The following is a 23,712-nucleotide window of genomic DNA, read 5'->3' as shown; positions in this document are numbered from 1 at the left end:
GGGATGCGGCGCCAAAGGCGCCATGCCATACTCAGGCCGTGACGTCGTCGTACTCCTTCCGCGCCGAATTGTGGCTCTACCCCGAAGAAGCGGGCTGGCACTTCCTGACGCTCCCGGCGGATGTGGCCGACGATCTCCGCGAGGAAACGGCAGCGTTCCGGAAGGGCTTCGGCTCGATCAAAGTCACCGCCGAAATCGCCGGCCATACGTGGCAGACGTCGGTCTTTCCGGACAGCAAAAGCGCCTCCTACCTGTTGCCCGTCAAGAAGGCTGTCAGGGCCGCGGCCCGCATCAGCGCCGGCGACGAAGTGGCAGTGCGGCTGGAAATCCAGCATGACGATGGGGCACATACCGGGGCACGGACTGACGGTACCGGCTGAACTCCGCCGGGAACGTTGCCTCCAGCAGAGCCTCCTCCCGGAGTACTTCACGGTGCACCGCGGCGGACGCGACCGGAAGGGCCGCCGTCGTCCACGCATCATTCCGCAGCAGCCCCACACCCAGGTGAACCAACGCCCACCCGACGTACATGGGGTTCCGCGAGCGGCCATAGGGGCCCGAAGTCACCAGGGTTTCGGGCCGGGCCAGGCGTGTGTCCCGGGCGGCGAGCCACGCCCACGTGATGAGTGTTCCTCCGGCAGCCAGCGATGCCCCGCCGGCCAGGCGCAGGGCAGCCACCGGCAGGCCGGACGACTGCACGAGCCGGTGTGGCTGCACGCGCTGGAGGACCATGCCGGCGGCGATTCCCGCCAGGTTCTGCTCCGGCAGCGGGAAATTTGAAAGCAGCCTGCTCCACTCCCGGCGTGATGTCATCCGATCACCGCCCAACCCATGCGCGAACATGCAGATAATCACCTCAAAACGCGAGTTATAGGTCATTATCTGCCAGTTCGCGCCAAGTCAGATCTGCTTGAGCGCCTGCTCCAGGTCGCGGATGAGGTCGTCCGCGTCCTCGAGGCCCACGGACAGCCGTACCACGCCGTCACTGAGCCCGATGGCGGCGCGGCCTTCGGGACCCATGGCGCGGTGCGTGGTGGTTGCCGGGTGGGTGATGAGGGACTTGGCGTCGCCCAGGTTGTTGGAGATGTCGATGATGCGCAGCGCGTCCAGCAACGCAAAGGCGGCGTCCTTGCCGGAGCGCCCGGCCGTCGTCGCAAGCTCCAGCGTGAGGACGGTGCCGCCGGCCTTCATCTGCTTGGCGGCGAGCTCGTACTGCGGATGCGATTTCAGCAGCGGGTACTTGACCCAGCTGACGGCAGGCTGCTGTTCGAGCCATTCGGCCAGCCGCAGTGCGGTGGCGGAGGAGTGGTTGACGCGCAGCGCCATGGTTTCCAGGCCCTTGGTGAGCACCCAGGCGTTGAAGGCGGACAGCGAAGGACCGGTGTGGCGCATCAGCTGCTTAACCGGGCCGTCGATGAATTCCTTCGTGCCCAGGATGGCCCCGCCCATAACCCGGCCCTGGCCGTCGATGTGCTTGGTGCCGGAGTAGACAATCACGTCCGCGCCGAGCTGGCCGCAGCGCTGCAGCAGGGGAGTGGCAAAGACATTGTCGACGACGACGGTGGCGCCGGCGGCGTGCGCCAGTTCGCTGACCGCGGCGATGTCAACGATTTCCTGCATCGGGTTGGACGGCGACTCGAAGAACACCGCGGTGGTGGGCTCCGACAGGGCGGCGCGCCACTGCTCCAGGTCAGTTCCGTCGACGAACACGGTCTCCACGCCCCAGCGCGGCAGGATCTCGTTCAGGATCACAAAGCAGGAACCGAACAGTGAACGGGCCGCAACCACGCGGTCACCGGCGGCGAGCAGGGCACCGAGGGCAGTGAACACGGCGGACATGCCGGACGCCGTCGCGAAGCACGCCTCGGTTCCCTCGAGCAGCCGGAGGCGTTCCTGGAACGTGGCCACGGAGGGGTTACCGTACCGGGAGTAGACGAAGCGCTCGTCCTCGCCGGTGAAGGCGCGCTCGGCAGCGGCAGCGGATTCGTAGACGAACCCGGAGTTCAGGAACACCGGCTCGGTGGTCTCCTGGAAGTTGGTGCGGTCCAGCCCGCCGCGGACTGCCTGGGTGTCAGGGCTCCAGCCGGCGGCATCGTCGTTAAAAGTCACTTAGTTCTTTCCCAGGTTGGTTGGCAGGCCGCGGTTCTTCCAGCCGTTGACGGTGCGCTCGCCATAGCGGTCCGGCTCGCCTTCGAAGCCCTCCAGGACGTTGTAGGACGTGAAGCCGGCCCGCGTCGCAGCATTGGCGGCGGCGATGGAACGCTGCCCGGAGCGGCAGATGAACAGCAGTTCGGTGCCGTTGTCCTCCGGCGCCTGCTGCGTGAGATCCGTGATGAAATCCGGGTTGGGAATGCCGCCGGGGAACGTCCACTGGATGAACAGGGGATCGTTCTCGGTGGCCTTGGTGTCCGGGATGCCGATGTGCGCCCACTCACCCTCCGTGCGGACATCCACCAGGATGGCGCCCTGCTCCAGCTTGGCCCAGGCTTCCTGCGGGGTCAGGTCTCCGGCGTAGCTCACGCGTGGCCCTCGCCGTCGAACTCAAGGTCTTCTACTGCTGTGGCGACGGCGGCGTCCGCGCTGGCGATGGCTGCAGGGAGGATGAGTGCCTGCGCCACAATCACCTGGCCGCCGTTGGACGTTGCGGCCGGGCTTCCGTGAAGGACATAACCTTCGGCCAGGGCGGTGGAAATCCGCTCACAAAAATTACGGTCGTCCGGGCCTGTAATAAGCCGGTACGACAGTCTTTCTTCAGGGGCAGGTGCGTCAGACACGACGGATCTCCTTCTCTCACGCTTGCAGCTCGAATCGGTCGATATGCCGAGTATTCACCTGAGGCACCCCGCCGCGAAAGGGAGGGTTGCCGACCGGCCAGTCAGGGCTTGGCGCCGGTTCTCATTACTCCCCAAAAACGTAACACTTGGCCCGCCCGGCCGCACCGCCGCCGTCGTCATGTTCCGTAACCAACACGTGCTTCCACCGCCGGCAGCCGGCCGGGACAATCAATCCATGGGGATATCTCGGCGGGGACCGGCTGCATTTGCGCGGGTGAGAACAGCCGCGGCCATCCTCGCGGTGGCCACAGTAGCCCTGGGTCTGGGCGGTTGCCGGGACATCCTCGCGCCGCCGCCGTGCATGCCGCCGGCGTACACCGTAACGCCGTCGGAGGTTAAGCCCGGTGACCAGGCCACGGTCAGCGCGCCGGACACCACCTGCGGTGCCCGCTACGGCCGGGACGCGCAGGTCCAGGTGACGGTCCGGGATGCGAACCGGGCGGTGATGCTGGAGGAGCTCGCTCCCATGACCGACGACGGCGGCTTCACCCTTCTGTTCACCGTCCCGCCTGCGGCGGCTCCCGGAGAGGCCGCCGTGATGGCGTACCCGTACAACCTGGACTGGTGCGACGACACCGGAGTCAACAACCGGGCCGGCGCTGGCCCCCAGACCCTCGTCCTGGTCTCGTGTGCCGAACGCAGGGTGCCGCTGGTGATCGTGGGTAGTACCGGGGGCTGAACAGGGGCGATGCCCGGACGGGGCGATCCCGGATAGGACGCGGAAACCGATTAGAGTTTGTTGGGGCACCGGCCACCAAATGCCGAAGCGCAGCCGTCCTTGGGGGGTCAACACCAGCATGCCAACTGCCACCGCCTTCCGGCCCGTGATGAAACCCGCGGCCGCGGCCCGTCTTCGTCCGTTGCCGGCAGCGCTGCTGGCGGCCCTGCTTCTGCTTCTGACCGTACTCCCCGCGGGCACTGCCAGCGCTGCCGAGCCTGTCCCGGGGAACGGCAAGCCGCTCCTTGGAGCTGTGCTGGAGTGGGGCGAGGATTCGGCCGAGGGCTTCGCCGAACGGTTGGGCGCCTCACCCGCGCTGCTCGGGCACGATATTTCACTCCCCGTCCGCTCCGCCGAGGAAAATGATGTCCGGGAGTTCCTTGGCCAGGCGTCTGCCCTGGGCTCCCACGCCATGCTCACGGTGCGCCCATCCGCTGCGCTGGCGCAGGTGGACGCCGCGGCCGCCGCGGCGTTCGCCACCAAGGTCCAGGCGCTGGCCGCCGGCTTCCAGGGCCAGCTCCTGATCCGGTTCGCGCCGGACATGAACTCGAGCTGGGTGGAATGGGGGCAGCAGCCGCCCGCTTACAAGGCGGCGTTCCGGAACGTCGCCGCAGGGTTCAAAGCCGCTGACGACGCCGGCACGGTCATGGTGTGGCAGCCATACCTCGGGCGGGACTACCCTTTCGAGCGCCACCGGAGTGCCCCGGCTCCGGGATCCGAGGGCTTCGCCGCCCTGGACACGAACGGTGACGGGACCTGGAACGGCTCAGATGCGGCCTATGCGCCCTATTATCCCGGCAACGACGCCGTGGAATGGGTGGGGTTTACCGCGTATCACGATGACACCGGCGGCAAATCCGCGGTCAACACCCTTCCCGTGGCGGGTGAGCTGGCCACGATGCTCACGCGCTCCGGCAGCGAGGATTTCTACGCCTCCTATGTCGTTGACCGGAACAAGCCTCTGGTCCTGCAGACCTCGGCCTTCTACAGCCCGGCCTCCGGTGGCGCCGGGAACCGGGACATCAAAACTTCCTGGTGGGCGCAGGCCCTCCAAGCAAGCACCTCCACGCGTTTTGACCGGATCGCCGCCGTCGTGTGGGACGAACGGACCAGCACCCGCGACACCGGTGTGGCCAGCATCGACTGGCGGCTGACCGGCGACGCCGGGACAGCTGGGGCCGCGCGCGCGGCTCTGGCGCAATCCGGGCTGACCACCGGGCCGGTGACGGTCACCAGCGGGGGCCAGCAGGCCACCAGGGCCAATTCCCTGACCGGAGCCGCTGCGTGGACTGTGGCCGCCGCCATGGCCATCCTCCTGGTCGCGCTGTGGCAACTCCCGCGGCGCGTAGGCGCGGTGGCCGCCTGGGGATACGGCGAACCAACCAAACGCGACTCCCGCATTGACTTCCTGCGGGGGCTCGCCATCGTGTTTGTGGTGGTCAACCATCTCGGCATGACCTCCCTGTTCCAGCTGCTCACCCAGGAGGCCGTCGGGTTTGTGTCCGGGGCGGAGCTGTTTGTCCTGTTCTCCGGCCTGGTGGTGGGCATGGTCTACGGCCCCCGGGTCAAGGACGATTTCGGCAAGGTGGTGGACCTGACGTCCCGGCGGGCGGGCAAGCTCTATCTGACGGCCCTGGCAGTGCTGGTAGGCGTCTTCGTGATGTCGCTGCTGCCGTTTTTCCAGACCGATGCCCTGACCACGTACGTGGACCAGGGGACGGGCGGCGCCGGGCACAACGCCGTGGGCCGGACCTATGACCTGTACGCCGGAATGGAGACGCTGCTGCAGTTCCCGGTTCCCGCCCAGGTCCTGCCCGCCATCGTGCTGCTGCAGTTCGGCCCGTGGCAGTTCAACGTCATGGGCCTCTACGTGGTCCTGCTGCTTGCCAGCCCGATGATCCTCGCAGCACTCAACCGGGGCAAGGCCGTGTGGGTTCTTGCGGCCACGCTCGGCCTCTACGCCGTGGGTGCGGCCACCCGGTTCCGGCTGCTGCCCTCCCAATTCGAGGACTCGTTCCCGCTGCTGGTGTGGCAGGTGCTTTTTGTCATCGGCCTGGTAGCAGGCTTCCACCGCCACCGGATCGCCGCGTGGCTGTCCGCGCACGCCTGGGTGGTGGCTGCCTGCACGGTGCTGGCGGTGGCGTTTACCTTCCTGTCCTGGTGCAACCCCTACCTGGCCAACGGGTATGACCTGCGCCTGGCCGTCATCCCGGACACCGCCTACCGGGCCATGTACGACACCTTCTTCGGCCGGACCTACCTCGACCCGGGCCGCCTGCTCAATGTGCTGGTGCTGGTGGTCACCGCGTACGCCTTGCTTAGCGCCTACTGGAAGCCCCTGGAGCGGGCCTTGGGCTGGTTCCTCATCCCCCTGGGGCAGGCCACGCTGTACGTCTTTATCCTGCACGTGGTGCTGATCGCCGTCATCGCGAACATTCCGCTGCTGCGGCAGGGCGACATCCTCATCAACACTGCAGCCTACGCCGTGGTTCTGGGGGTCCTGTGGCTGATGGTGAAAAAGCGCGTCCTGTTCGGGATTATCCCCACCTGAGCCGCGCGGTCTAAGCCCGGCATGCCACCCGGGCAGCAGCCGTCAGGCCTTGAGGATCAGGGCTTCGCCCTGGCCGCCGCCGCCGCACAGCGCGACGACGCCGGTACCGCCGCCGCGCCGTTTAAGCGCCAGGGCCTGGTGCAGCACCAGCCGCGCGCCGGAGGCCCCCACCGGGTGGCCCAGTGCGATGGCCCCGCCCTCGGCGTTGATCTTCCCGGCTGAAATGCCGAGGTCCCGGGCAGACTGGACGATCACCGAGGCGAAAGCCTCATTGATTTCGACGAGGTCCAGGTCCGCCACGGAAATCCCTTCCGCACGGAGGGCTTTTTCGATGGCGCGGGACGGCTGGGAATGCAGCGAACCGTCCGGCCCGGCCGTCTGGCCGTGGCTGCAGATCTCGGCAATCCAGCCCAGCCCCGCGCGCTCGGCGGCTGCCTTGCTGGCCACCACGACGGCGGCTGCGCCGTCGGAGAGGGGAGAGGCGGAACCCGCGGTGATGGTGGCTGAGTCCGACGTGGAGAAGGCAGGCTTCAGCGCCGCCAGTGCCTCCGCCGTCGTGCCCGGCCTGATCCCCTCATCAGCGTCCACGGTCAGTGCCGGACCGCGGCGCTGGGGAATCTCAAGGGGAGCGATCTCCTCAGCCAGCAGCCCAGCGTCACGGGCTGCTTCGGCGCGCTGGTGCGACCGGGCAGCCACCTGGTCCTGTTCCGCCCGGCTGATGCCCCGCTCCGCGTTGCCCGCATCCGTGGCGGCACCCATCAGGACCCCGGATACCGGATCCTGCAGCCCGTCATGGTTCAGCGAATCCAGCAGGGGTGCATCGCCGATTGCCACGCCGGAACGCAGCCGCGGCAGCAGGTGCGGGGCGTTGGTCATGGACTCCTGGCCAGCGGCCACGATGAAGTCCGCTTCGCCGGCACGGATCATCCGGGCCGCGTCAATCACGGCGGTCAGCCCCGAGAGGCACAGCTTGTTGATGGTCACGGTGGGGACATCCCAGCCGATGCCAGCCGCGAGGCTGGCCTGCCGCGCCGGTCCCTGGCCGGCTCCCGCCTGGATGACCTGCCCCACGATCACGGCCTGCACCTGGTCCGGCGCCACACCGCTGCGTTCCAGGGCATGGCGGATCGCGTGCGCGCCCAGTTCACTGCTGGTCAGGGAGGCGAGGCTGCCGCGGAACCGGCCGAACGGCGTCCGGGCCCCACCGAGGATGACGGCGGTGCGGTCCCCGCTGGCCGGGGAAATGTTGGCCGTGGCGTCGTTGCCCATGATGCTGCCTTTCGGTGGTGGCGGTGTGGTGTGCCGGACCCTTGAGTGCACGTCCGGTTGCCGTTTCCTCCAGCATGCCACGGGCGCCGGGAGCGTGGAACGGGGTACAGGCTTCGGGTTTACCCAGCGTAAAGCCTGTTTACTTTACCGAAATATGAACGGTACGGCCACGAAATTGTCACGCCATTTGACGAAACATTCACTCAATACGCTCCCTTTCGTAACGTCTGACAGAAAAGGGAAAACAATATGGCAAGTGCGACTCGCAGGAATTTTCTCCGCTACGTGGGCATGGTGGGTGGCGCAGGTGTTATGTACCAGACCATGGAGGCCATGGGCCTTGCGCCGGATTCTGCGACCCCGGCGTTTGCCGCGCCGCGGGCAGGCGACCTGAACGGGGCAGGGAAGTCCGTGGTGGTGCTCGGTGGCGGCATTGCGGGGCTCACCACAGCCTATGAGCTGGGCAAGGCGGGCTACAAGGTGACCATCCTGGAAGCCCGGATGCGGCCGGGCGGGCGCAACTGGACGGTCCGCGGCGGCACCGAGGAGACGGACCTCAACGGGATCACCCAGCGGGCCACGTTCTCCAAGGACCAGTACATGAATGCCGGGCCCGGCCGGATACCGCAGCACCACATCACGCTGGATTACTGCAAGGAACTCGGCGTCGCCATCGAGCCCTTCACCAACCAGAACGCCGACGGCTACCTGTTCCGCGAAGGCAGCACCAAACTGTCCAACACGCCGGTCCGGCACCGCGCGGCCAAGGCGGACGTCTACGGATATGTGTCAGAACTGCTGGCGAAGGCCACCGACCAGGGCTCCCTGGACAGCTACCTGAGCCCGGCGGACAAGGAAAACCTCATCTCCTTCCTGGGCAACTTCGGCGCCATCGGCGCCAAGGTCCCGGGCGATGCCGCTGCCAGCTTCAAGTACTCGGGCAGCGGCAGGAAGGGCTACTCCGTCGCACCGGGCGCGGGCCTGGAGGCGGGCACACCTTTGGCGCCCGATGCCCTGTCTGACGTGTTCGCCAGCGGCGTGGGCAACTACTTCTCGTTCGAATTTGGCTGGGACCAGGCCATGATGATGTTCCAGCCGGTGGGCGGCATGGACCGGATCCCTTATGCCTTCGAAGCCGCCATCGGGAAGGACAAGATTGTCTACGGCGCCAAGGTCCAGTCGCTGAACAACACTGCCGCGGGCGTTTCGGTGGACTACACCAATCCGGGCGGCCAGACCAAGACCCTGCAGGCCGATTTCGCGGTCTGCACCCTGCCCCCGCACCTTGCCGCCAAGATCCCCGGCAACCTGCCCGCCGACGTTATCGACGCCCTGAAGTTCGCCACCCCCAGCGACGCCGGCAAGATCGGCATCGAGTACTCGCGCCGGTGGTGGGAAGAGGACCACCGCATCTACGGCGGAATCACCAACACCAACATCGACCTGGGTAACATGTGGTACCCGTCCACGGGCTTCCACGGCCAGCGCGGCACCATGGTTGGCTACTACAACACCGGCGCCAGTGCGCGCATCTACCAGGCGCTGCCGCCGGAAAAGCGGCTCAGCCGCGCCCTCGACCAGGGCGCGCGGATCCATGGTGACGTGTACCGGAAGGACGTTGCGGCATCGTTCTCCGTTGACTGGAAAAGCACCGCGTTCTCGGAAGGGGCGTGGGTTGGCTGGCCGTCGCAGACGGACGCAAAATACGCCAAGCTGCTGGAGCCCGCCGGCAACATCTACTTCGCCGGTGACCACCTGAGCCACGCCATCGCCTGGCAGCACGGAGCCATGACCTCTGCCCGCGCGGCTGTCACCGCGCTGCACACCCGGGTGGCGGCGGCGGTGGCCGGTTGAGCCCGCGGCAGGAACACCACACCAGCAATTCCCTGAATCCAAGAAAGAAGCCGATGATCCGCCGTACTTCCCTGATCGCCGCCGGCGTGGCCGGCCTCTGCCTCACTGCCACCGCCGCCTTTGCCGGGCCGGCAGTCTTCCAGGACCTCACCTCGCCCAAGCCGGGAACCACAGTCTCCAACCTCCCGGCCGGCCAGGACAACCCGATGATCGCTTCTGGGGTGGCCATCGGGGCGAACACTGCCATCTACAAGACCAGCGGCCTTGGTCCCTCGGCCTTGAATACGGCAGCGCCTGCCGGCAGCGAGCAGCGGTACATCGATACGGCGGTCTTTCCGGGCGGGGTGCTGCCAGCCGGCGTGACCCTGACCGAGGCGCAGGGCATCAACGCCCTGCGCCGCATTGGCGAGAACCTCGCGCAGGCGGGGCTGGATTACGACGACGTCATCACCATGCGCGTCTTCCTCCAGAATGCTGCTGGTGCTGAGAAGGCCGACTTTGACGGCTGGAACCGCGCGTACCGGCAGTACTTCGCCAACACCAGCCTTGCCGACGGCGCTCCGGTCCAGGTCTCGCTGGGCACGGCCCCGCCCGCCGATCCGTTTGTAGTGAACCCGGCCAGGCCGTCGCGGTTCGCGCTGGAGATCGAGAACCTGCCGGTGAACGGCTGGCTGGTTGAAGTGGAGGTTGACGCGGCGTATCCCGCCGCCTCCGGGAAATAGCCCACTCCGGTAACTCCAGGGATGGAACGCAGAAGGGCCGGGGTGATCCCGGCCCTTCTTGTGCTGTCAGCCAGCCGGTTGCCTGCGCCCGCTTACTCGGGACCGCGGATTCCGGCGGGATGGATGCTGTTAAGCCGCGGCGGCGACCGTGGTGCGCGTGTTCATGAAGCAGCCAGGTGTGGCGCCGTTGCCAGCACAGCGGCTATGAGTTCCGAGGTTGTTGCCAGGACGCGGGAGCCCCGGCACTGCGAACAGCTGACGGCCGCAGCCAGCGTATTCCTGCGCGCATCCAGGACCACCACTGAGTCCACCGCGAGGTACGAATCGGTGTCGCAGGCGGCGCACCACGGACGTCCTCCCCGCGGCTGAAGCGAGTCGCGGGGCAGGTAGGTGCAGGATGGTTTCGCCATCTGGCTTAGACCAGTCCGGGGTAGCTGGTCAGGATGTAGTCGGTTGCTGCCGGGCCCTTCATACGCAGGCCATTGTGGTCGGGGTCAAGCCGGCGGGCCATGGCAGCCCAAAAAGTGGTCTCGGCGCGGGGCGCCCGCTGGTTGATGAAGCACCAGCTTGTGTAAAGGCCGTACAGGGGATCGCGGGCGAGCGCGAAATCAGAATCGCGGTCGCAGGTGGTGGCTTCGTGGAGGAATGTGTCGAACTGCGAATGTGCCATGGTTGGCTTCTCTTTCGCTGGGTGCATTCGGTGCCGCCGTTCGGCTACAGCAGCGCAGTCCTCAACGCCGTGCACTCGGGCGTTCAGGGGTTTTCGTGCCTGGATGAGGGGCCGGGCAGGCTGAGAGGGTGGCTTTGGCTGGCTTGTCTGGCCTGCAACACGGTCCCTTGTCTGAAACCCGTGTCAGCACTTGCTCTACGATGTAGACTTTACGCGTAGACTACAGATTAGGCAAGCGTCTTGATTTTCCGCCACCAGGCGGGGGCCCGACCACATTGGACCGAATGCCACGTCCGCCCGAAGAAGTCGGAGATATGAAATGGCCAGCCAAAAACCACGGCTCAGCAGGGAATTGGTGCTGTCCGCAGCACTGGAACTCGTGGATGACGAAGGCCTCGACGCGCTCACCATGCGCCGGCTGGGGCAGGTGCTTGAACGTGACCCCATGAGCCTCTACCGCTACGCAGAGAACCGTGCCGCACTGCTGGACGGGGTATCGGAAATGGTCCTCAATGAGCTGGCCATCTTTCCGGCCGATCCCGACTGGAAGGCGCAGCTCCGCCGCATCGCCCACGACCTGCGGCTCCTGGCACTCCGCCACCCCAACGTTATTCCTTTGCTGGTGACACGGCCGCTGTCCACGCCGCTGGGCATGCGGCCGCTGGGTACCGTGCGGCCCCTGGAACAGATCCTGGCTTTGCTTATCGACGCCGGCTTCGCCCCCACGGATGCCCTGCACGTGTACCGGGCGTACTACGGCTTCCTTTACGGCCACATCCTCAACGAGCTCCAGGAATACATCGTGGACCCGGAGGAAAACGAAGCCCTGCTGCGGCTTGGGCTGCACCGGCTGCCGGCCAAGGACTTCCCCCGGCTCCGGGCGCTGGCGCCGGTATTGGCTGATTACGACGGCGAGGCGGAACTCGACCAGGGAATCACCATCCTGCTGTCCGGGCTGGAGGCCCACCTGGACCGGGCGGTCGCCGCAACACCCTGACGGATGGCACGGCCGGCCACGCTTGTTGGCCCGTCCTGTCGCTACTCGAATGAGGCGCGACGGCGGTCGGACAACCTTGTGTTCCAGACGTCCGGCTTGTTGACCTTGAAACGGCGCCCGGTCAGGGCCCGCGGGGTGAGCCGGACGTAGTGGTTCTTGGCTCCGGGGTGCCACGGCTCCAGGTTGAGGGCGTCCACAGCGGCCTTTTCGGCCGGGTCCTCGATAACGTCGATGTCGCCGCGGGCCACCACGCTCCAGGCTGTTTCGGTGTGCGGGTCATAGCCGTCAACTTCCAGGGCTGCCGGTTTCTCCGTCAGCGCCGCCCAGAGCTTGGTCACCCCGGAGGTGCGGAACACGAGGCTCCGCCGGTCCAGCACAAAATTCACGGGGAAGATCTCCGGATGGTCGTCCACGATGACGGCGATCCGCCCCAGCGTTTCATCCGCCAGCAGCTCCCAGCACTCGTCGAACGTCAGCTTGTCGTCTGGCACTTCAATTGAGGTCATGGATCACACCTTACGGCTCTGCCCGCCACCCCAACAGGGTGATGGTGCGTGGTCTCGGCGTCGATGGCCAAGGCTTTCAGCCAATGAAAAGACCGGTGCCCCGCGGCTGCTCTGGACCCTAGGGTGGAATCTCCCGGCCTGCTGGCTCACCACAGGCCCCGATCCAGGGTGGACAGCGCATGACCGACGACGTTTTTGAGAACGCAGTTTTGGCTTCTCCTCCGGCTGCGGGCTTCCCCGTTTCCTTCCCCGCCTCCACCGCACCCGTCATCCCCGGATTCTTTCCGGATCCGACCATCTGCCGCGCCGGTGACGACTACTACCTGGCCACCTCCAGCTTTGAGTACTTTCCCGGGGCTCCGGTGTTCCACAGCCGCGACCTGGTCACGTGGGAGCAGGTGGGAAACATCCTGACCCGGCGCTCCCAGTTCGCAGCCGGCGACAGGCGGCCCTCCGGCGGCATCTTCGGCTCCACCCTCCGGTACCACAACGGCACCTTCTGGTTCGTGACAACCAACATGAGCGAGTTCGGCGGCGGACACCTGCTGCTGACGGCAGATAATCCGGCCGGTCCGTGGAGCGATCCGGTGCAGATTCCCGGGACACTCGGCATCGACCCGGACCTTGCGTGGGACGCCGACGGAAACTGCTACTTGACCTGGATGGGTTTCGGCCCGGCCGACAACGGGTCCGGCATTGTCCAGGCCCGGCTGGATCCGCAGGCCGGCAAACTGCTCGAACCGCCCCGGAAGGTGTGGCAGGGGACCGGGCTGGCCTTCCCTGAGGGGCCACACCTGTACCGCGTCGGGGACTGGTGGTACCTGCTGCTGGCCGAGGGTGGAACCGAGCGCGGCCACGCGGTGTCGGTGAGCCGGAGCGCGGCGCCGGAGGGGCCTTTCGAGCCGCACCCGCAGAACCCCATTTTCAGCCACCGGAGCACTGCTGCCGTAGCCCAGAACACCGGCCACGCTGATTTGGTGCAGACAGCGTCGGGAGAATGGGCCGCGGTCTACCTGGGCGTGCGCCCCCGCGGCTCCGTCCCCGGCTACCACGTGCTGGGCAGGGAGACCTTCCTGGCAGGCATCCGGTGGGACCAGGGCTGGCCGGCGTTCGAGGAGGACCACTACCAGGTGCCCCGCGTGCCCACTTCGTTCACCGACGATTTCCGCTCAGGGGAGCTGCACCTGCGCTGGATCGCGCCCGGGGAGGACCCGGCGTCGTTCACTTCACCGGATGCTGAAGGCCTGCTGATCAGCGGAAGCGGCAACGGGGACGTTGGGCCGTTGTTGGCCACGCGTGTCAGGGACGAGGCATGGACGGGATGCGCGTCGGTCCGGCCCCGGGACGGTGCCACGGCCAGGTTCGAACTGCGGGTCGATGCCTCGCACTGGTACGGGGTGGAAACGGACGGGACCACTGTCCGCGCCGTCGCCCGGATCGGGCCGCTCCAGCAGGAGCTGGGTTCGGCCGCCTGCGGGCACGTCGACGGCGGGGCGCCGGCTGAGGGCGACGTGCAGCTTGTGATCGTCAGCAGTGCAGCGCCCAATGCCGGGCTGCCCGGGAAGAACTACGGGCCGGACGATGTCTCGCTGGGCTTCCAACAGGACGGGCAGCTGACCGCCCTGGCCACGCTGGACGGCCGCTATCTGTCCAGCGAAGTGGCCGGAGGGTTCACCGGCCGGGTCATGGGCCTGTCCGTGCGGAATGGCAGCGCCGTCCTGGAACGCTTCGACTACCGGGCCGGGGAACCCGCGTAAAGCCCGCAGGTTCCCCGGCCACGCTCCTAGTTAAAGTGTGGAGGCGTCGATGACGAACCGGTAGCGCACGTCTGACGCCAGGACACGCTCGTAGGCGTCGTTGATCTTGCTCGCCGGGATGACCTCGATCTCGGCGCCCAGGTTGTGCTCGGCGCAGAAGTCGAGCATTTCCTGGGTCTCGCGGATGCCGCCGATCGCGGAGCCCGCGAAGGACCGGCGCCCCATGATCAGCGAGAAGACGTTGACCGGGAGCGGCTCGGCCGGAGCGCCCACGTTCACCAGGGCGCCGTCGAGGGTCAGCAGCTGCAGGTACGCGCTGATATCGATCGCTGCGCTGACCGTGTTGATGATCAGGTCGAAGGAGCCAGCCAGGTCCGGGAACGTGGTCTCGTCGCTGGTGGCGTAGAAGTGGTCCGCGCCCAGCTTCAGCCCGTCTTCCTGCTTCTTCAGGGACTGTGAGAGCACGGTGACCTCGGCGCCCATGGCGTGTGCGAGCTTGACGGCCATGTGGCCCAGGCCGCCCAGTCCGACGACGGCGACCTTCTTCCCGGGACCCGCACCCCAGTGCCGCAGCGGGGAGTAGGTGGTGATTCCCGCGCACAGCAAGGGAGCGGCGACGTCGAGTTCGATGCCTTCGGGGATGCTGACGACGAAGTCCTCGGTCACCACCACGTGGGTGGAGTAGCCGCCCTGTGTGATGGTGCCGTCGCGGTCCACGGCGCCGTACGTGCCGGTCATGCCGTTGAGGCAGTAATGCTCCTCGCCCTTCTTGCAGTTGACGCATTCGCGGCAGGAATTGACCATGCAGCCGACACCCACGCGGTCGCCGACGGTGTGCCTGGTGACGGCGGAACCGACCTCGGTGACGATGCCGGCGATTTCGTGGCCTGGGGCGAGCGGGTACTGCTGGGGTCCCCAGTCGCCGCGGACGGTGTGGATGTCCGAGTGGCAGATGCCGGCAAACTTGATTTCGATCAGGACGTCATGCGCGCCGACGTCGCGGCGTTCGACGGTTGTGGGGATGAGGTCGCCCGTTGCGGACGGGGCGGCGTAGGCATTGGCGGTAAGCATGGTTCTCCGTAAGTTGGGTAGGGGATCGGTTGGTTGGGTGGAAGATGTGGGAGCGGTGTCGCTACTTATCCAGCAAACCCCCTACTGTATCTGCGCGGAAGGCCCTGCTGGTACAGGTACTGACAGACCCTCCCACGGGAACGCGGGGCGCCCTAGCGTTGAAGGGTGGACCACCGTCCACAGCCCAACCAAGGAGAATTTTGGAAATCCAACCCAAAACCCCCAGCACCAAGGGACCCGCCGAAATGTTCACCGGTGACGTCTGGTTCGACGTCATCGCCCGGGGCGAGGAGCCCTCGCAGCTGCGCGTGAACATGGTCCGGTTCGGCCCCGGCGCCCACACCGCCTGGCACACCCATGCCAACGGACAGACCCTGCACGTGACCGAGGGCCTGGGCCTGGTCCAGTCCCGCGGCGGCGAGGTCATCGAGGTCCGGCCCGGCGACACGATCTACACACCCCCGGGGGAGTGGCATTGGCACGGCGCGGCACCGGAGCACTTTATGAGCCACCTCGCCATGTGGGAGGCGCTGGGCGAGGGGCAGGAAGGCCCGGAGACCCAGTGGGGCAGCCACGTCACCGGGCCGGAGTACCCCGGAACGCAGCACGCCGGGATTAACTAGCCCGGAAAGCAGGCCTATTTAATCCCGGCGAACAGCTCGTTCAATTCGGATGTCAGCTGCTTCTGGATGGCGGGCGTGCCGATTTCCTTGCCGTCGATGTGGTTCACGGGCGCAAGCAGCCGGATGCTGGAAATAAGCCAGACGGCATCGGCGTCCAGGAGGTCCTGCGGTTCCAGGGGCCCGTAGCCGAGTTCCCAGCCCGCTGCTTTGGCGGCAGTGAAGAGCGCCCCCTGGGACGTCCCGGGAAGGATGCCGCTGTCCAGTTGCGGCGTGATGAGCCGCTTGACCTGGCGGGCGCCGCCGTCGGACGTTTCCAGATGCGCAAGCAGCACAGTGGACGTTGGCCCCTCCAGGACGCGGCCGTCGGAGGACGTGAAGATGACGTCGTCGGCGCCCTGTTTGTGCGCGTGCCGGAGCGCTGCCATGTTGACCGCATAGGACAGGGTCTTGGCGCCCATCAGCAGCCACGGGGCGCGCTCGGCCACGCCGCTGTCGTAGCCACGGTCCAGGAGGATGACGTCGATGCCGGTCTCGCGCTGGCGGCGGGCGGCAGCGCCCACCGGGGAAACCTGGACCCAGCACGTGGGGGATGCTGCGCCCTCCACCCCGCGGGTGACTACGAGCTTGACCACCAGCTCGTCCTCCGCGGGGGCGGGCGCGGGATGCTGCGCCCGGTGGTCCGCCACGCCCGTCGCGATGGCCGCACGCCACTGGTCCTGGTTCGGAATCACCAGGTCCAGTGCCTCCGCAGAACCCTCCAGCCGGTCCAGGTGCGCCTGGAGCTTCCGGACCGTTCCGCCCACTGCCAGCATTGTCTCGAACACGCCGTCACCACGGGTGGCCCCCTGGTCGGTGACCATCAGCTGCGGCTGCGAGGCATCCGCCAGTCGGCCGGCCGGGAACCCGGGATCCAGGAAAACGAGCACCACGGAAGCAGGAGAAGTCATGGCTCCAGCTTAGTCCGGCCGCCCGCGGCTAAGCTGTGGTCAACGCCTTGGCCGGAAACCGTCCGGAGGGTGCACATAGTCCGGGGGTTTTCGAAGTGTTGTGGCCGTTTTCGCTTGCCGGCACGGTGCCGGGCTGGTTGACCCTGCTGCTCGCCGCCGCCGACCTCGTGATCCGGGTAGCAGCCCTGGGCATCATCCCCGGCAACCGGCGCCCCACCACCGCCATGGCCTGGCTGCTGGTCATCTTCTTTGTCCCGTTCGTGGGCCTGGTCCTGTTCCTGCTGTTCGGTAACTTCAAGCTGTCCAGCCGCCGCCGCCAGCAGCAGGAAACCGTCAACGCCCGCGTGCGGTCCGGCATCTCGGCGCTCGCCGACGTCGAAAGTGAATACCCCGGACCGGAGTGGGTGAGGTCCGCTGGTGAGCTGAACCGCAGGTTGGGCTCCCTTCCCATGGTGGACGGCAACTCGGTGGAGCTTATCCCCGGCTATCCGGACTCGATGCTGGCCATGACCGAGGCGGTGCGCAAGGCGAAAACGTTCGTCAACGCCGAGTTCTACATCATGAGCACAGACCACATCACCGACGACCTGCTCACCGCGCTGGAAGAGGCTGCTGAGCGCGGCGTGGAAGTCCGGGTGCTGTTCGACCACATCGGCACCCTCCGGGTCAAGGGCTACCGCAACCTGCTCAAGCGGCTGAGATCAGGCAAGATCCAGTGGAAGCGCATGCTGCCGCTGCTGCCCATCCATGGCCAATGGCGCCGGCCGGACCTCCGCAACCACCGCAAGATCATGGTGATCGACGGCGAACTCGCCTTCACCGGATCGCAGAACCTGATCGAGCCCTCCTACAACAACCCCAAGCACCGTAAGGCCGGCCGCGAATGGGTGGAGCTGATGGCCTGCCTGCGCGGTCCCATCGTCACCACGCTCAACGTTGTTTTCGCCACTGACTGGCTCAGCGAGACCGACGAGTCCCTGGAACACCAGCTGCAGCTGCCGGCCAATCCCTCCCCTGGCACGGTCACCGCCCAGGTGGTTCCCAGCGGCCCGGGGTTCATCACCGAAAACAACCTGCGTCTCTTCACCACCCTGATCTACTCCGCCCAGCACCGAATCTCCATCTGCAGCCCCTACTTTGTGCCAGACGATTCACTGCTTTATGCCATCACCACGGCCGCCCAGCGCGGCGTGGATGTGGAACTGTTCGTCTCGGAGAAGGGCGACCAGTTCCTGGTCCACCACGCGCAGCAGTCCTACTATGAGGCGCTGCTGGAGGCCGGGGTGAAGATCTACCTCTACCGGGCCCCGTTTGTGCTCCACGCCAAGCACTTCACCATTGACGATGAAGTGGCGGTCCTCGGCTCTAGCAACATGGACATGCGCTCCTTCTCGCTGAACATGGAAGTGTCCGTGATGCTCCTGGGCGCGGACATTGTCAATGACATGCGTGCGGTGGAGAACACGTACCGGGACATTTCCCACGAACTCAAGCTCGAGGACTGGCTGAACAGGCCGCTCGCTGCCCGCTATATCGACAACGTTGCCAGGCTGACCGCGACGGTCCAGTAGGCCCTAGCCCTCGGGGAAGTCCGCGCCCAGCGTGGACAGCACGCCGTAGGCCTTGACCCGGATCTCGTCGTATTCCTCGTCCGGAACGGAGTCCGAGGTGATGGCGCCGCCGATGCCGAGCGTCAGTTCCGCCACGGGCCCGCCGCCGTCCCCGTCCCCGGAGCCATCCACGTCCGCGGAGCCGGTGTCGATCACCAGGGTGCGGATGGCCACGGCCAGGTCCGTGGCACCGTTGAGCGAGAAGTAGCCGATCGCCCCGGAGTAGAGGCCGCGGGGGCCCTGCTCCAGCCGGTCCAGGATGGCCATGGTGCTGATCTTGGGGGCGCCGGTCATGGATCCTGCCGGGAAGCACGCCGCCACGGCCTCGGCCCGCGGCGAGCCGGGCAGCAGCTTAGCGTCGATGGTGCTGACCATCTGGTGCACTGTGGCGTAGCTTTCGATCGCGCACAGCCTGCTGACGGTGACGGATCCGGGTTCCGCGAAGTGGCTGAGGTCATTGCGCAGCAGGTCCACGATCATGATGTTCTCGGCCCGGTCCTTCAGCGAGGTTTCCAGGTCGCGGCGCAGCTGGGCGTCAAGGACCGGATCCGAGGCCCGGCGGCGGGTGCCCTTGATAGGCTCGGCGCGCATGCCGCCGTCGGACGCTATCTTGAGGAACCGTTCCGGCGACGTGCTGGCCACCGCCAGCCCGCCGAACCGCAGGTAGCTGGCGAACGGCGCCGGGTTCCTTCGGCGCAGGGCCAGGTACGTGCTCCATGGTGCAGCCTCCGCCGCGGGCACGCGCGCCGAAAGCATGGTGGTGAGGCAGACCTCGTAGGAGTTTCCGTCGCCGATTTCGTGCTGGGCGGCCACGATCTTGTCCTTGTACTCCGGCTCGCTGTCGCGGCTGCTGAACACCGGCGGACGTACGACGGCGGTGCTGCCGCCGGCCTGGTCCGCCGTCGCGCCATTTTGCTGGGCCGCTGAGGGTGCTTCCGCAGTTGCGGCCGCGGCCAGCACGGTGCTCCGTGCCGCTTCCAGCCAGCCGTCCGTGTCCGGTGCCTCCAGCGCGAGCAGCCAGGCGGCGCCCTCGGCGTGGTCCAGGACCACGGCCCGGCCGGCGAAGATCAGGGCAGCATCCGGGGTTGCTGCGGCGACATCCGAGCCGCCGGTTTCGCGCTTGAGCTCGTAGCCCAGGCAACCCAGCCAGCCAAGGGCGAAGTCGCAGGGATAACCCTCCGGAGTGCGGACCGCCCGGCGTCCCCAGACAGTGTCCAGCCAGCGGAAGAAAGGACCCGGCACCCGGGCGGTGGCGCAGCCGGCGGCGATTTGGCTCTCGCCTGACCGGTGCGTGACCGTCTGGCCGAACACGCCGTCGTCGTCCGCCAGGATGCTGAAGCGGCCGCGCCCGGCGGCGGGGGACTGCCCGACCGGCGGGGTCGAGGAGGCATTGGAGGAGTCCAGCCAGACGGCGTTGAGTGAACCGCCGTACAGCCCGGCGAAGAGTTCCGCCGCGTCCGGGCGGCAGTCCAGCCGTTCCGCGCGGAGCCGGAGGCCCCGGCGGGCGGACAGCTCAGGGACCAATGCCGGTGCCAGCGAGGGCAGGTAGGTCAGGAGCTGCAGGACATCGGCGGGGGCCGCGCCGTCCGCCTGGTTCAGCACGCGGATGTCCGCGTGGCCCGGGACGTCATCGCCGGCGAGCCACGCGTCCTCCTGGGCAGCCCACTGGTCCCAGAACGGCTCATAGGTTCCACCGTCACGGTCCAGCGCCCGAGTCCGGCGGACGTCGTCAGGGGAGTCGGCCCAGATCACGGCGCTGAGCAGCGGCCGGGCCCCGGCTGCTGCGGCGCCCACTCCCTCAATGATCACGATCTCGGCGGGCAGCGTGACCCGGGTGTCGCCGTCGTAGTGTTTTTCCCAGTCCCAGCTGGTCCAGGTGGCGCGTTCGCCGTGGCTCAGGGGCGTCAGGACAGTGGAGATGTAGCGCTCGATGCCGGCGGCGAGGCCATTCCAGCCGGGGTAGATGTCCTCGAGGTGGAAGAGGGCGACCTTGTGGTGGTTCCGCAGCCGGGCGGCAAGTTCGATGGCAAGAGTGGTTTTCCCTGCGCCGGATCGCCCGTCGATGGCGATGATCACAGGTGCGGGGGTCATGAAATAGAGCGTACCTGCTGATGCTCCTGCAGCCGGTGCCAACCCTGGTTCCCGACGACGGACCGGACGTGCTCAATGATCCCCGGCAGGGCCGCGTGGATCTGGTGCCACACGGCGTCGAAGTCAGCCTGGCCGCCGTACCAGGGGTCCTCGATGCCCTGGTCCAGCAGGTCCTTGTGGGCAACCGCCGGGTCGAAGCTGCGCAGCATGCGGACCTTGTCCATGGCTTCCTGGTCCGGAGCGTATTCGCGCAGCCAGGCGTAGTGGTCGACATCCAGGGCGAGGATCAGGTCCCGCTCACGGAACCAGCCGGCCTGCCATTCGCGGGCGATGTGACGGTCGGAAGTGAGTTTCGTGGCCGCGAGCCGGCGGGCCGCCCGCGGGTCGATGGGACGCCCGGCCTCGTAGCCGGTGGTCCCGGCGGAGTCCACCTTCACGGCGGAGTCGAGCCCCTCCGCTTGCAGTGCCGCGGCCAGCATCAGTTCGGCCATGGGTGACCGGCAGATGTTTCCGGTGCAGACGGCAATGATCCGGTATGGGCTCGACGATGAGTTCATGGTGCTAAGCATGCTTGATACCACCGCTCTTGGCTAGCCGGTTTTCCGGATGTTTCGTGGATTCGTAAAGAGAATTGCAAAACCCGTCACATTACGGTTGCGACTGTTCATTTTGGGCCGCTGCGCGGTCCTGGGTCAGTGGATCAGGGCAAGGAGAATGCCGACAGCCACAAACAGGGCGCCGAAGATCCGGTTGAGGATCTGCTGCCCGCGGGCATTGTGCGTGAAGCGCTGGAACGACTTGGCGGCAGTGGCGAAAAAGAACCACATGACCAGGATGTCGATCGCGACCACCGTGGCCGTCAGCACAACGTACTGCGGCATGAGCGGCTGTTCGGGTCGGATGAACTGCGGCATGAATGCCAGGAAAAAGACGATCGCCTTGGGGTTGAGCAGGTTGACCCACAGGCCGCGCCGGAACATGGACCAGGCGGGCTCGTTGCGGAGGGACCCGGCCGTTTCCTGGTCGGGTTGCGGTTTGGCCAGGAACTGGCGGATGCCCAGGTACACCAGATAGGCGGCTCCGGCGTAACGGATCACGTTGAAGGCGACCGGGGAACTGGCCACCAGCACCCCCACCCCGAGGGCAACAATCATCACGTGGAGGACCAGGGCTGCCTGCTGGCCCAGGATCCCCCAGATGGACCGGCGGAATCCGGACGTCAGGGAGTTGCTCATGGTGTTGATCGCGCCGGCACCCGGAGTGAAGCTGACCAGGACGCCGGCGCCCGCGAGGGCGAGCCAAAGGGAGAATTGCACCTGCCAAGTTTAGTGCCCGTTCACCACAGGGTGGTCACGGGGCCAAATGCCTGGAGATCCTCATCGGCGGTCACCAGGGTGAGTCCTTCCGGCCTGTCTGAACCAAGCAGAATAGCCACCAGTTCCGGATCGCTGAGGGCCCCAATTCCCAACCGAAGCAGCCTCTCCCGAGGACGCGCGCTCTCAGGCAGACCTGTCATCCGAAAAGGGTCAGCCACACTTGCCATGCCTTGAGTGCACCCAATGGTCCATGGTGCAAGGGAGGCTGAGGTGGTAGCGGTCAAAGTAGTAGTGCGGCCCATTGGACATGTATTCGTCACCTTCGAGGCCAAAATGCCCGATCATGAGGAACCCGCGCTGCAAGGCACTTGCTCGCAGCGCCTCCGCTTCTGCAAGAATCGGCGCGTCGACGGCCGTGCACTCCGGCCAGGCCCCGGCGTGGGCGATGGCAAAGTAGCGTGTCCTGTCGGTATTCAGTTGGCGCAGGATGGCGTCGAAATGGGGCTCCAGCCGCCCGCCGAATTGATGGCTGACAACCTGGATGTCCGCGAACTGCATGTCGGCGTCCAGTTCAATGACAACGAGCTTGGGCAGTACATTGCCTTCGGGCACTATCAACAAGCGGGCAAGAATCTCGAGGTCAAAGCCTGCCTGAATGATCATGGAATGACGCTATAAGGGCGCAGTGGTGAGGGGCAGAGATGAACTTCCCCATGTGGAAAAGTCGGGCCAGGCCAGAAGGTGCGCCCGCGTAGCGGCAGCCCAGTATTCCTATGCCCGGGCGATGACCTCGCCGTTCGGGATCAGGAACCAGCCGTCGTCGGTGGATCCCCAGCGGTGCCAGCCCGCGGATATGCGCGCGAGGTCCGCGGCATTGGCGAAGCCGTACTCCAAAGCCTGCTCGGCGAAGGCGGAATGCAGCACGCGCTCGCCCCAGACGCGGGCCTGCCAGCGGCGCTGCTGTCCGGTGGCGTAGAGCCAGTTGCTGCTGGTGGGGGCGACGTCGGTGAAGCCGGCGGACTGCGCCCACGAAACCAGGCGCCGCCCGGCGTCGGGCTCCGCCCCGTTGCGGCGGGCGATCCGCTGGTACAGATCCATCCACTCGTCCAGCTCTGGCAAGGCGGGGTACCAGCTCATGCCGTGGAAGTCGGCGTCCCGCACCGCCACAATCCCGCCCGGTTTTGCCACGCGCCGCATCTCCCGGAGCGCCTCCACCGGGTCGGTGAGGTGCTGCAGCACCTGGTGGGCGTGGACGACGTCGAACGTTTCGTCCTCGAAATCAAGGTCGTAGATGTTCCCGGCCAGGAACTCCGCATTGTCCACGCCGCGTTCGGCGGCAAGCGCCGAGGCCTGCGCGATGATGTCCGGCGACCGGTCCAGCCCGGTGACCTTTCCCGGCGCCACCAGCCCTGCGAAATCGCAGGTGATGCTCCCGGGCCCGCAGCCCACGTCGAGCACTGAGGTTCCGGGTGTGAGGTGCGGGAGAACAAAGGCCGCCGAATTCTCAGCGGTCCTGGAGGCATGGGCGCGGACCACCGACTCGTGGTGGCCGTGGGTGTACACATCGTCTCCGGGCTGCTCCGCACTCATAACCAAACGCTACCGCCGCGGTGCTTCGAATGGGAGGAACCGCCGTCGCGCGTTCGCCCTAGGCTGGCGGTGTGGCGGAGGCGGGGCCGCCGTCGGCCGCTTCCTGGCGGGCCGTGATGGTGGCCTCCACCATGGCGGTCATGAAGCGTGTCACGAGCTCCAGCTCTTCAGGGGAGAACGCGGCCATGGCCGTGCCCATGTGGCGCGAGAGCGGCATGAACATGGCTCCGCCGTCCTGGAACGCCTTGGGCGTCATGCGGAGCTGGACCTGCCGCCGGTCCGTGCCAAGCCGCTCGCGGACCACATGCCCGGACTGGTCCAGCCGGTCGATCAGGGCGGTGGTGGCCGGCGAGCTGAGGTGGAGCTCCTTGCGCAGGATGCCGGGAGTGACCACCGTGCCCTTCGCGGTGTGGCGCATGATGACGGCGAGTGCGTTGAGGTCCGTCCGGTGCATGTCGTTCCGGCCGCCCGCGGTATCCACGTAGCGGTTGGCCTCAAGCGTGAAGTCCTGTAGCAGGCGGACCAGGGACTGCGGCGCGGAGTTGGCAGGACGCTGGAACGCTTCCTCTGTCATGTTCCACCTCCT

At 66.9% G+C, this 23,712-nt stretch carries 26 protein-coding genes and 1 riboswitch; of the genes, 9 read left to right on the top strand and 17 right to left on the bottom strand.

The features are described from left to right. Positions 1–38: 38 nt before the first annotated feature. Entirely contained in the window at positions 39–380 is a 342-nt protein-coding gene (locus tag ABV518_RS17605) for a DUF1905 domain-containing protein (protein ID WP_367769436.1), read from the top strand. Here ABV518_RS17605 and ABV518_RS17600 read toward each other — a convergent pair. From ABV518_RS17600 to ABV518_RS17585, 4 genes are all read right to left on the bottom strand, one after another. Continuing rightward, the gene (locus tag ABV518_RS17600) at positions 292–813 is read right to left on the bottom strand and encodes an isoprenylcysteine carboxylmethyltransferase family protein (protein ID WP_367769434.1); all 522 of its coding nucleotides are present in this window, start codon (positions 811–813) and stop codon (positions 292–294) included. The genes ABV518_RS17605 and ABV518_RS17600 overlap by 89 nt on opposite strands. 87 nt (positions 814–900) lie before the next feature. Further along, a complete protein-coding gene (locus tag ABV518_RS17595; protein WP_367769431.1) occupies positions 901–2,109 on the bottom strand; it encodes an O-succinylhomoserine sulfhydrylase in 1,209 nt (402 codons plus the stop codon). Beyond that, positions 2,110–2,520 carry a rhodanese-like domain-containing protein gene (locus tag ABV518_RS17590; RefSeq protein ID WP_367769428.1) on the bottom strand — a complete coding sequence of 137 codons (411 nt, stop codon included), beginning with the start codon at positions 2,518–2,520 and terminating at the stop codon, positions 2,110–2,112. After that, positions 2,517–2,774, bottom strand: a complete 258-nt coding sequence (locus ABV518_RS17585; RefSeq protein ID WP_367769425.1) for a DUF1737 domain-containing protein — start codon at positions 2,772–2,774, stop codon at positions 2,517–2,519. Before ABV518_RS17585 ends, ABV518_RS17590 begins: the two co-directional genes overlap by 4 nt. 13 nt (positions 2,775–2,787) lie before the next feature. Further along, positions 2,788–2,903, bottom strand: a riboswitch (SAM riboswitch). Positions 2,904–3,048: 145 nt separating this feature from the next. Between ABV518_RS17585 and ABV518_RS17580 the strand changes: the two genes are divergently transcribed. Then, positions 3,049–3,513 (top strand): hypothetical protein, encoded by a 465-nt coding sequence (locus ABV518_RS17580; protein WP_367769422.1) that lies wholly within the window; start codon positions 3,049–3,051, stop codon positions 3,511–3,513. A gap of 118 nt (positions 3,514–3,631) precedes the next feature. Beyond that, complete coding sequence (gene opgC, locus ABV518_RS17575) at positions 3,632–6,103, top strand: OpgC domain-containing protein (RefSeq protein WP_367769419.1); 2,472 nt, start codon at positions 3,632–3,634, stop codon at positions 6,101–6,103. Positions 6,104–6,145: 42 nt separating this feature from the next. Here opgC and ABV518_RS17570 read toward each other — a convergent pair whose 3' ends face one another. After that, positions 6,146–7,372 (bottom strand): acetyl-CoA C-acyltransferase, encoded by a 1,227-nt coding sequence (locus ABV518_RS17570; RefSeq protein WP_367769417.1) that lies wholly within the window; start codon positions 7,370–7,372, stop codon positions 6,146–6,148. 249 nt (positions 7,373–7,621) lie between these two features. Here ABV518_RS17570 and ABV518_RS17565 point away from each other — a divergent pair, with 249 nt between their 5' ends. After that, positions 7,622–9,226, top strand: coding sequence for a flavin monoamine oxidase family protein (locus tag ABV518_RS17565; protein WP_367769414.1), 1,605 nt, complete (start codon positions 7,622–7,624; stop codon positions 9,224–9,226). A gap of 53 nt (positions 9,227–9,279) precedes the next feature. Then, the gene (locus ABV518_RS17560) at positions 9,280–9,948 is read left to right on the top strand and encodes a Rid family hydrolase (protein ID WP_367769411.1); all 669 of its coding nucleotides are present in this window, start codon (positions 9,280–9,282) and stop codon (positions 9,946–9,948) included. Positions 9,949–10,109: 161 nt separating this feature from the next. Here ABV518_RS17560 and ABV518_RS17555 read toward each other — a convergent pair whose 3' ends face one another. Together ABV518_RS17555 and ABV518_RS17550 are read right to left on the bottom strand one after the other, a co-directional pair. After that, positions 10,110–10,358 carry a hypothetical protein gene (locus ABV518_RS17555; RefSeq protein ID WP_367769408.1) on the bottom strand — a complete coding sequence of 83 codons (249 nt, stop codon included), beginning with the start codon at positions 10,356–10,358 and terminating at the stop codon, positions 10,110–10,112. A 5-nt stretch (positions 10,359–10,363) separates the two neighbouring features. Continuing rightward, the gene (locus ABV518_RS17550; protein WP_131134577.1) at positions 10,364–10,618 is read right to left on the bottom strand and encodes a hypothetical protein; all 255 of its coding nucleotides are present in this window, start codon (positions 10,616–10,618) and stop codon (positions 10,364–10,366) included. Positions 10,619–10,937: 319 nt separating this feature from the next. On the opposite strand from ABV518_RS17550, the gene ABV518_RS17545 reads away from it, so the two are divergent. Beyond that, positions 10,938–11,615: a TetR/AcrR family transcriptional regulator C-terminal domain-containing protein gene (locus ABV518_RS17545; protein WP_367769405.1), complete on the top strand. Its 678-nt coding sequence runs from the start codon at positions 10,938–10,940 to the stop codon at positions 11,613–11,615. Between the two features lie 41 nt (positions 11,616–11,656). On the opposite strand, the gene ABV518_RS17540 is transcribed toward ABV518_RS17545, so the two are convergent. Next, positions 11,657–12,121 (bottom strand): pyridoxamine 5'-phosphate oxidase family protein, encoded by a 465-nt coding sequence (locus tag ABV518_RS17540; protein WP_367769402.1) that lies wholly within the window; start codon positions 12,119–12,121, stop codon positions 11,657–11,659. A 179-nt stretch (positions 12,122–12,300) separates the two neighbouring features. Here ABV518_RS17540 and ABV518_RS17535 point away from each other — a divergent pair, with 179 nt between their 5' ends. Continuing rightward, positions 12,301–13,878 carry a family 43 glycosylhydrolase gene (locus tag ABV518_RS17535; protein ID WP_367769398.1) on the top strand — a complete coding sequence of 526 codons (1,578 nt, stop codon included), beginning with the start codon at positions 12,301–12,303 and terminating at the stop codon, positions 13,876–13,878. 30 nt (positions 13,879–13,908) lie between these two features. On the opposite strand, the gene ABV518_RS17530 is transcribed toward ABV518_RS17535, so the two are convergent. Beyond that, entirely contained in the window at positions 13,909–14,949 is a 1,041-nt protein-coding gene (locus ABV518_RS17530) for an NAD(P)-dependent alcohol dehydrogenase (protein ID WP_367769395.1), read from the bottom strand. A gap of 200 nt (positions 14,950–15,149) precedes the next feature. Between ABV518_RS17530 and ABV518_RS17525 the strand changes: the two genes are divergently transcribed. After that, entirely contained in the window at positions 15,150–15,572 is a 423-nt protein-coding gene (locus tag ABV518_RS17525) for a cupin domain-containing protein (RefSeq protein WP_367769392.1), read from the top strand. Positions 15,573–15,586: 14 nt separating this feature from the next. On the opposite strand, the gene ABV518_RS17520 is transcribed toward ABV518_RS17525, so the two are convergent. After that, the gene (locus tag ABV518_RS17520; RefSeq protein WP_367769388.1) at positions 15,587–16,519 is read right to left on the bottom strand and encodes an aminodeoxychorismate lyase; all 933 of its coding nucleotides are present in this window, start codon (positions 16,517–16,519) and stop codon (positions 15,587–15,589) included. Between the two features lie 98 nt (positions 16,520–16,617). On the opposite strand from ABV518_RS17520, the gene cls reads away from it, so the two are divergent. Further along, positions 16,618–18,090, top strand: coding sequence for a cardiolipin synthase (cls, locus tag ABV518_RS17515; protein ID WP_367769604.1), 1,473 nt, complete (start codon positions 16,618–16,620; stop codon positions 18,088–18,090). A 3-nt stretch (positions 18,091–18,093) separates the two neighbouring features. On the opposite strand, the gene ABV518_RS17510 is transcribed toward cls, so the two are convergent. From ABV518_RS17510 to ABV518_RS17480, 7 genes are all read right to left on the bottom strand, one after another. Further along, positions 18,094–20,220, bottom strand: coding sequence for a chorismate-binding protein (locus ABV518_RS17510; RefSeq protein WP_367769385.1), 2,127 nt, complete (start codon positions 20,218–20,220; stop codon positions 18,094–18,096). Further along, positions 20,217–20,789 carry a low molecular weight protein-tyrosine-phosphatase gene (locus ABV518_RS17505; RefSeq protein WP_367769381.1) on the bottom strand — a complete coding sequence of 191 codons (573 nt, stop codon included), beginning with the start codon at positions 20,787–20,789 and terminating at the stop codon, positions 20,217–20,219. The genes ABV518_RS17510 and ABV518_RS17505 overlap by 4 nt, the downstream gene beginning before the upstream one ends. Before the next feature lie 123 nt (positions 20,790–20,912). Further along, a complete protein-coding gene (locus ABV518_RS17500; protein ID WP_367769378.1) occupies positions 20,913–21,536 on the bottom strand; it encodes a LysE family transporter in 624 nt (207 codons plus the stop codon). 20 nt (positions 21,537–21,556) lie between these two features. Continuing rightward, on the bottom strand, positions 21,557–21,736 hold the full coding sequence (locus ABV518_RS17495; protein ID WP_367769375.1) for a UPF0758 domain-containing protein: 180 nt from the start codon (positions 21,734–21,736) through the stop codon (positions 21,557–21,559). Positions 21,737–21,746: 10 nt separating this feature from the next. Then, entirely contained in the window at positions 21,747–22,199 is a 453-nt protein-coding gene (locus ABV518_RS17490; RefSeq protein WP_367769372.1) for a hypothetical protein, read from the bottom strand. Between the two features lie 108 nt (positions 22,200–22,307). Further along, the gene (locus ABV518_RS17485; protein WP_367769369.1) at positions 22,308–23,126 is read right to left on the bottom strand and encodes a methyltransferase domain-containing protein; all 819 of its coding nucleotides are present in this window, start codon (positions 23,124–23,126) and stop codon (positions 22,308–22,310) included. A gap of 58 nt (positions 23,127–23,184) precedes the next feature. Continuing rightward, on the bottom strand, positions 23,185–23,700 hold the full coding sequence (locus ABV518_RS17480; RefSeq protein ID WP_367769366.1) for a MarR family winged helix-turn-helix transcriptional regulator: 516 nt from the start codon (positions 23,698–23,700) through the stop codon (positions 23,185–23,187). Between the last annotated feature and the right edge of the window lie 12 nt (positions 23,701–23,712).

This window comes from Arthrobacter sp. HS15c (genome assembly GCF_040812005.1).
Classification (GTDB): domain Bacteria; phylum Actinomycetota; class Actinomycetes; order Actinomycetales; family Micrococcaceae; genus Arthrobacter.
The sequence above is the reverse complement of the archived record's forward strand: the minus strand, read 5'-3'. Positions and strand labels throughout refer to the sequence as shown.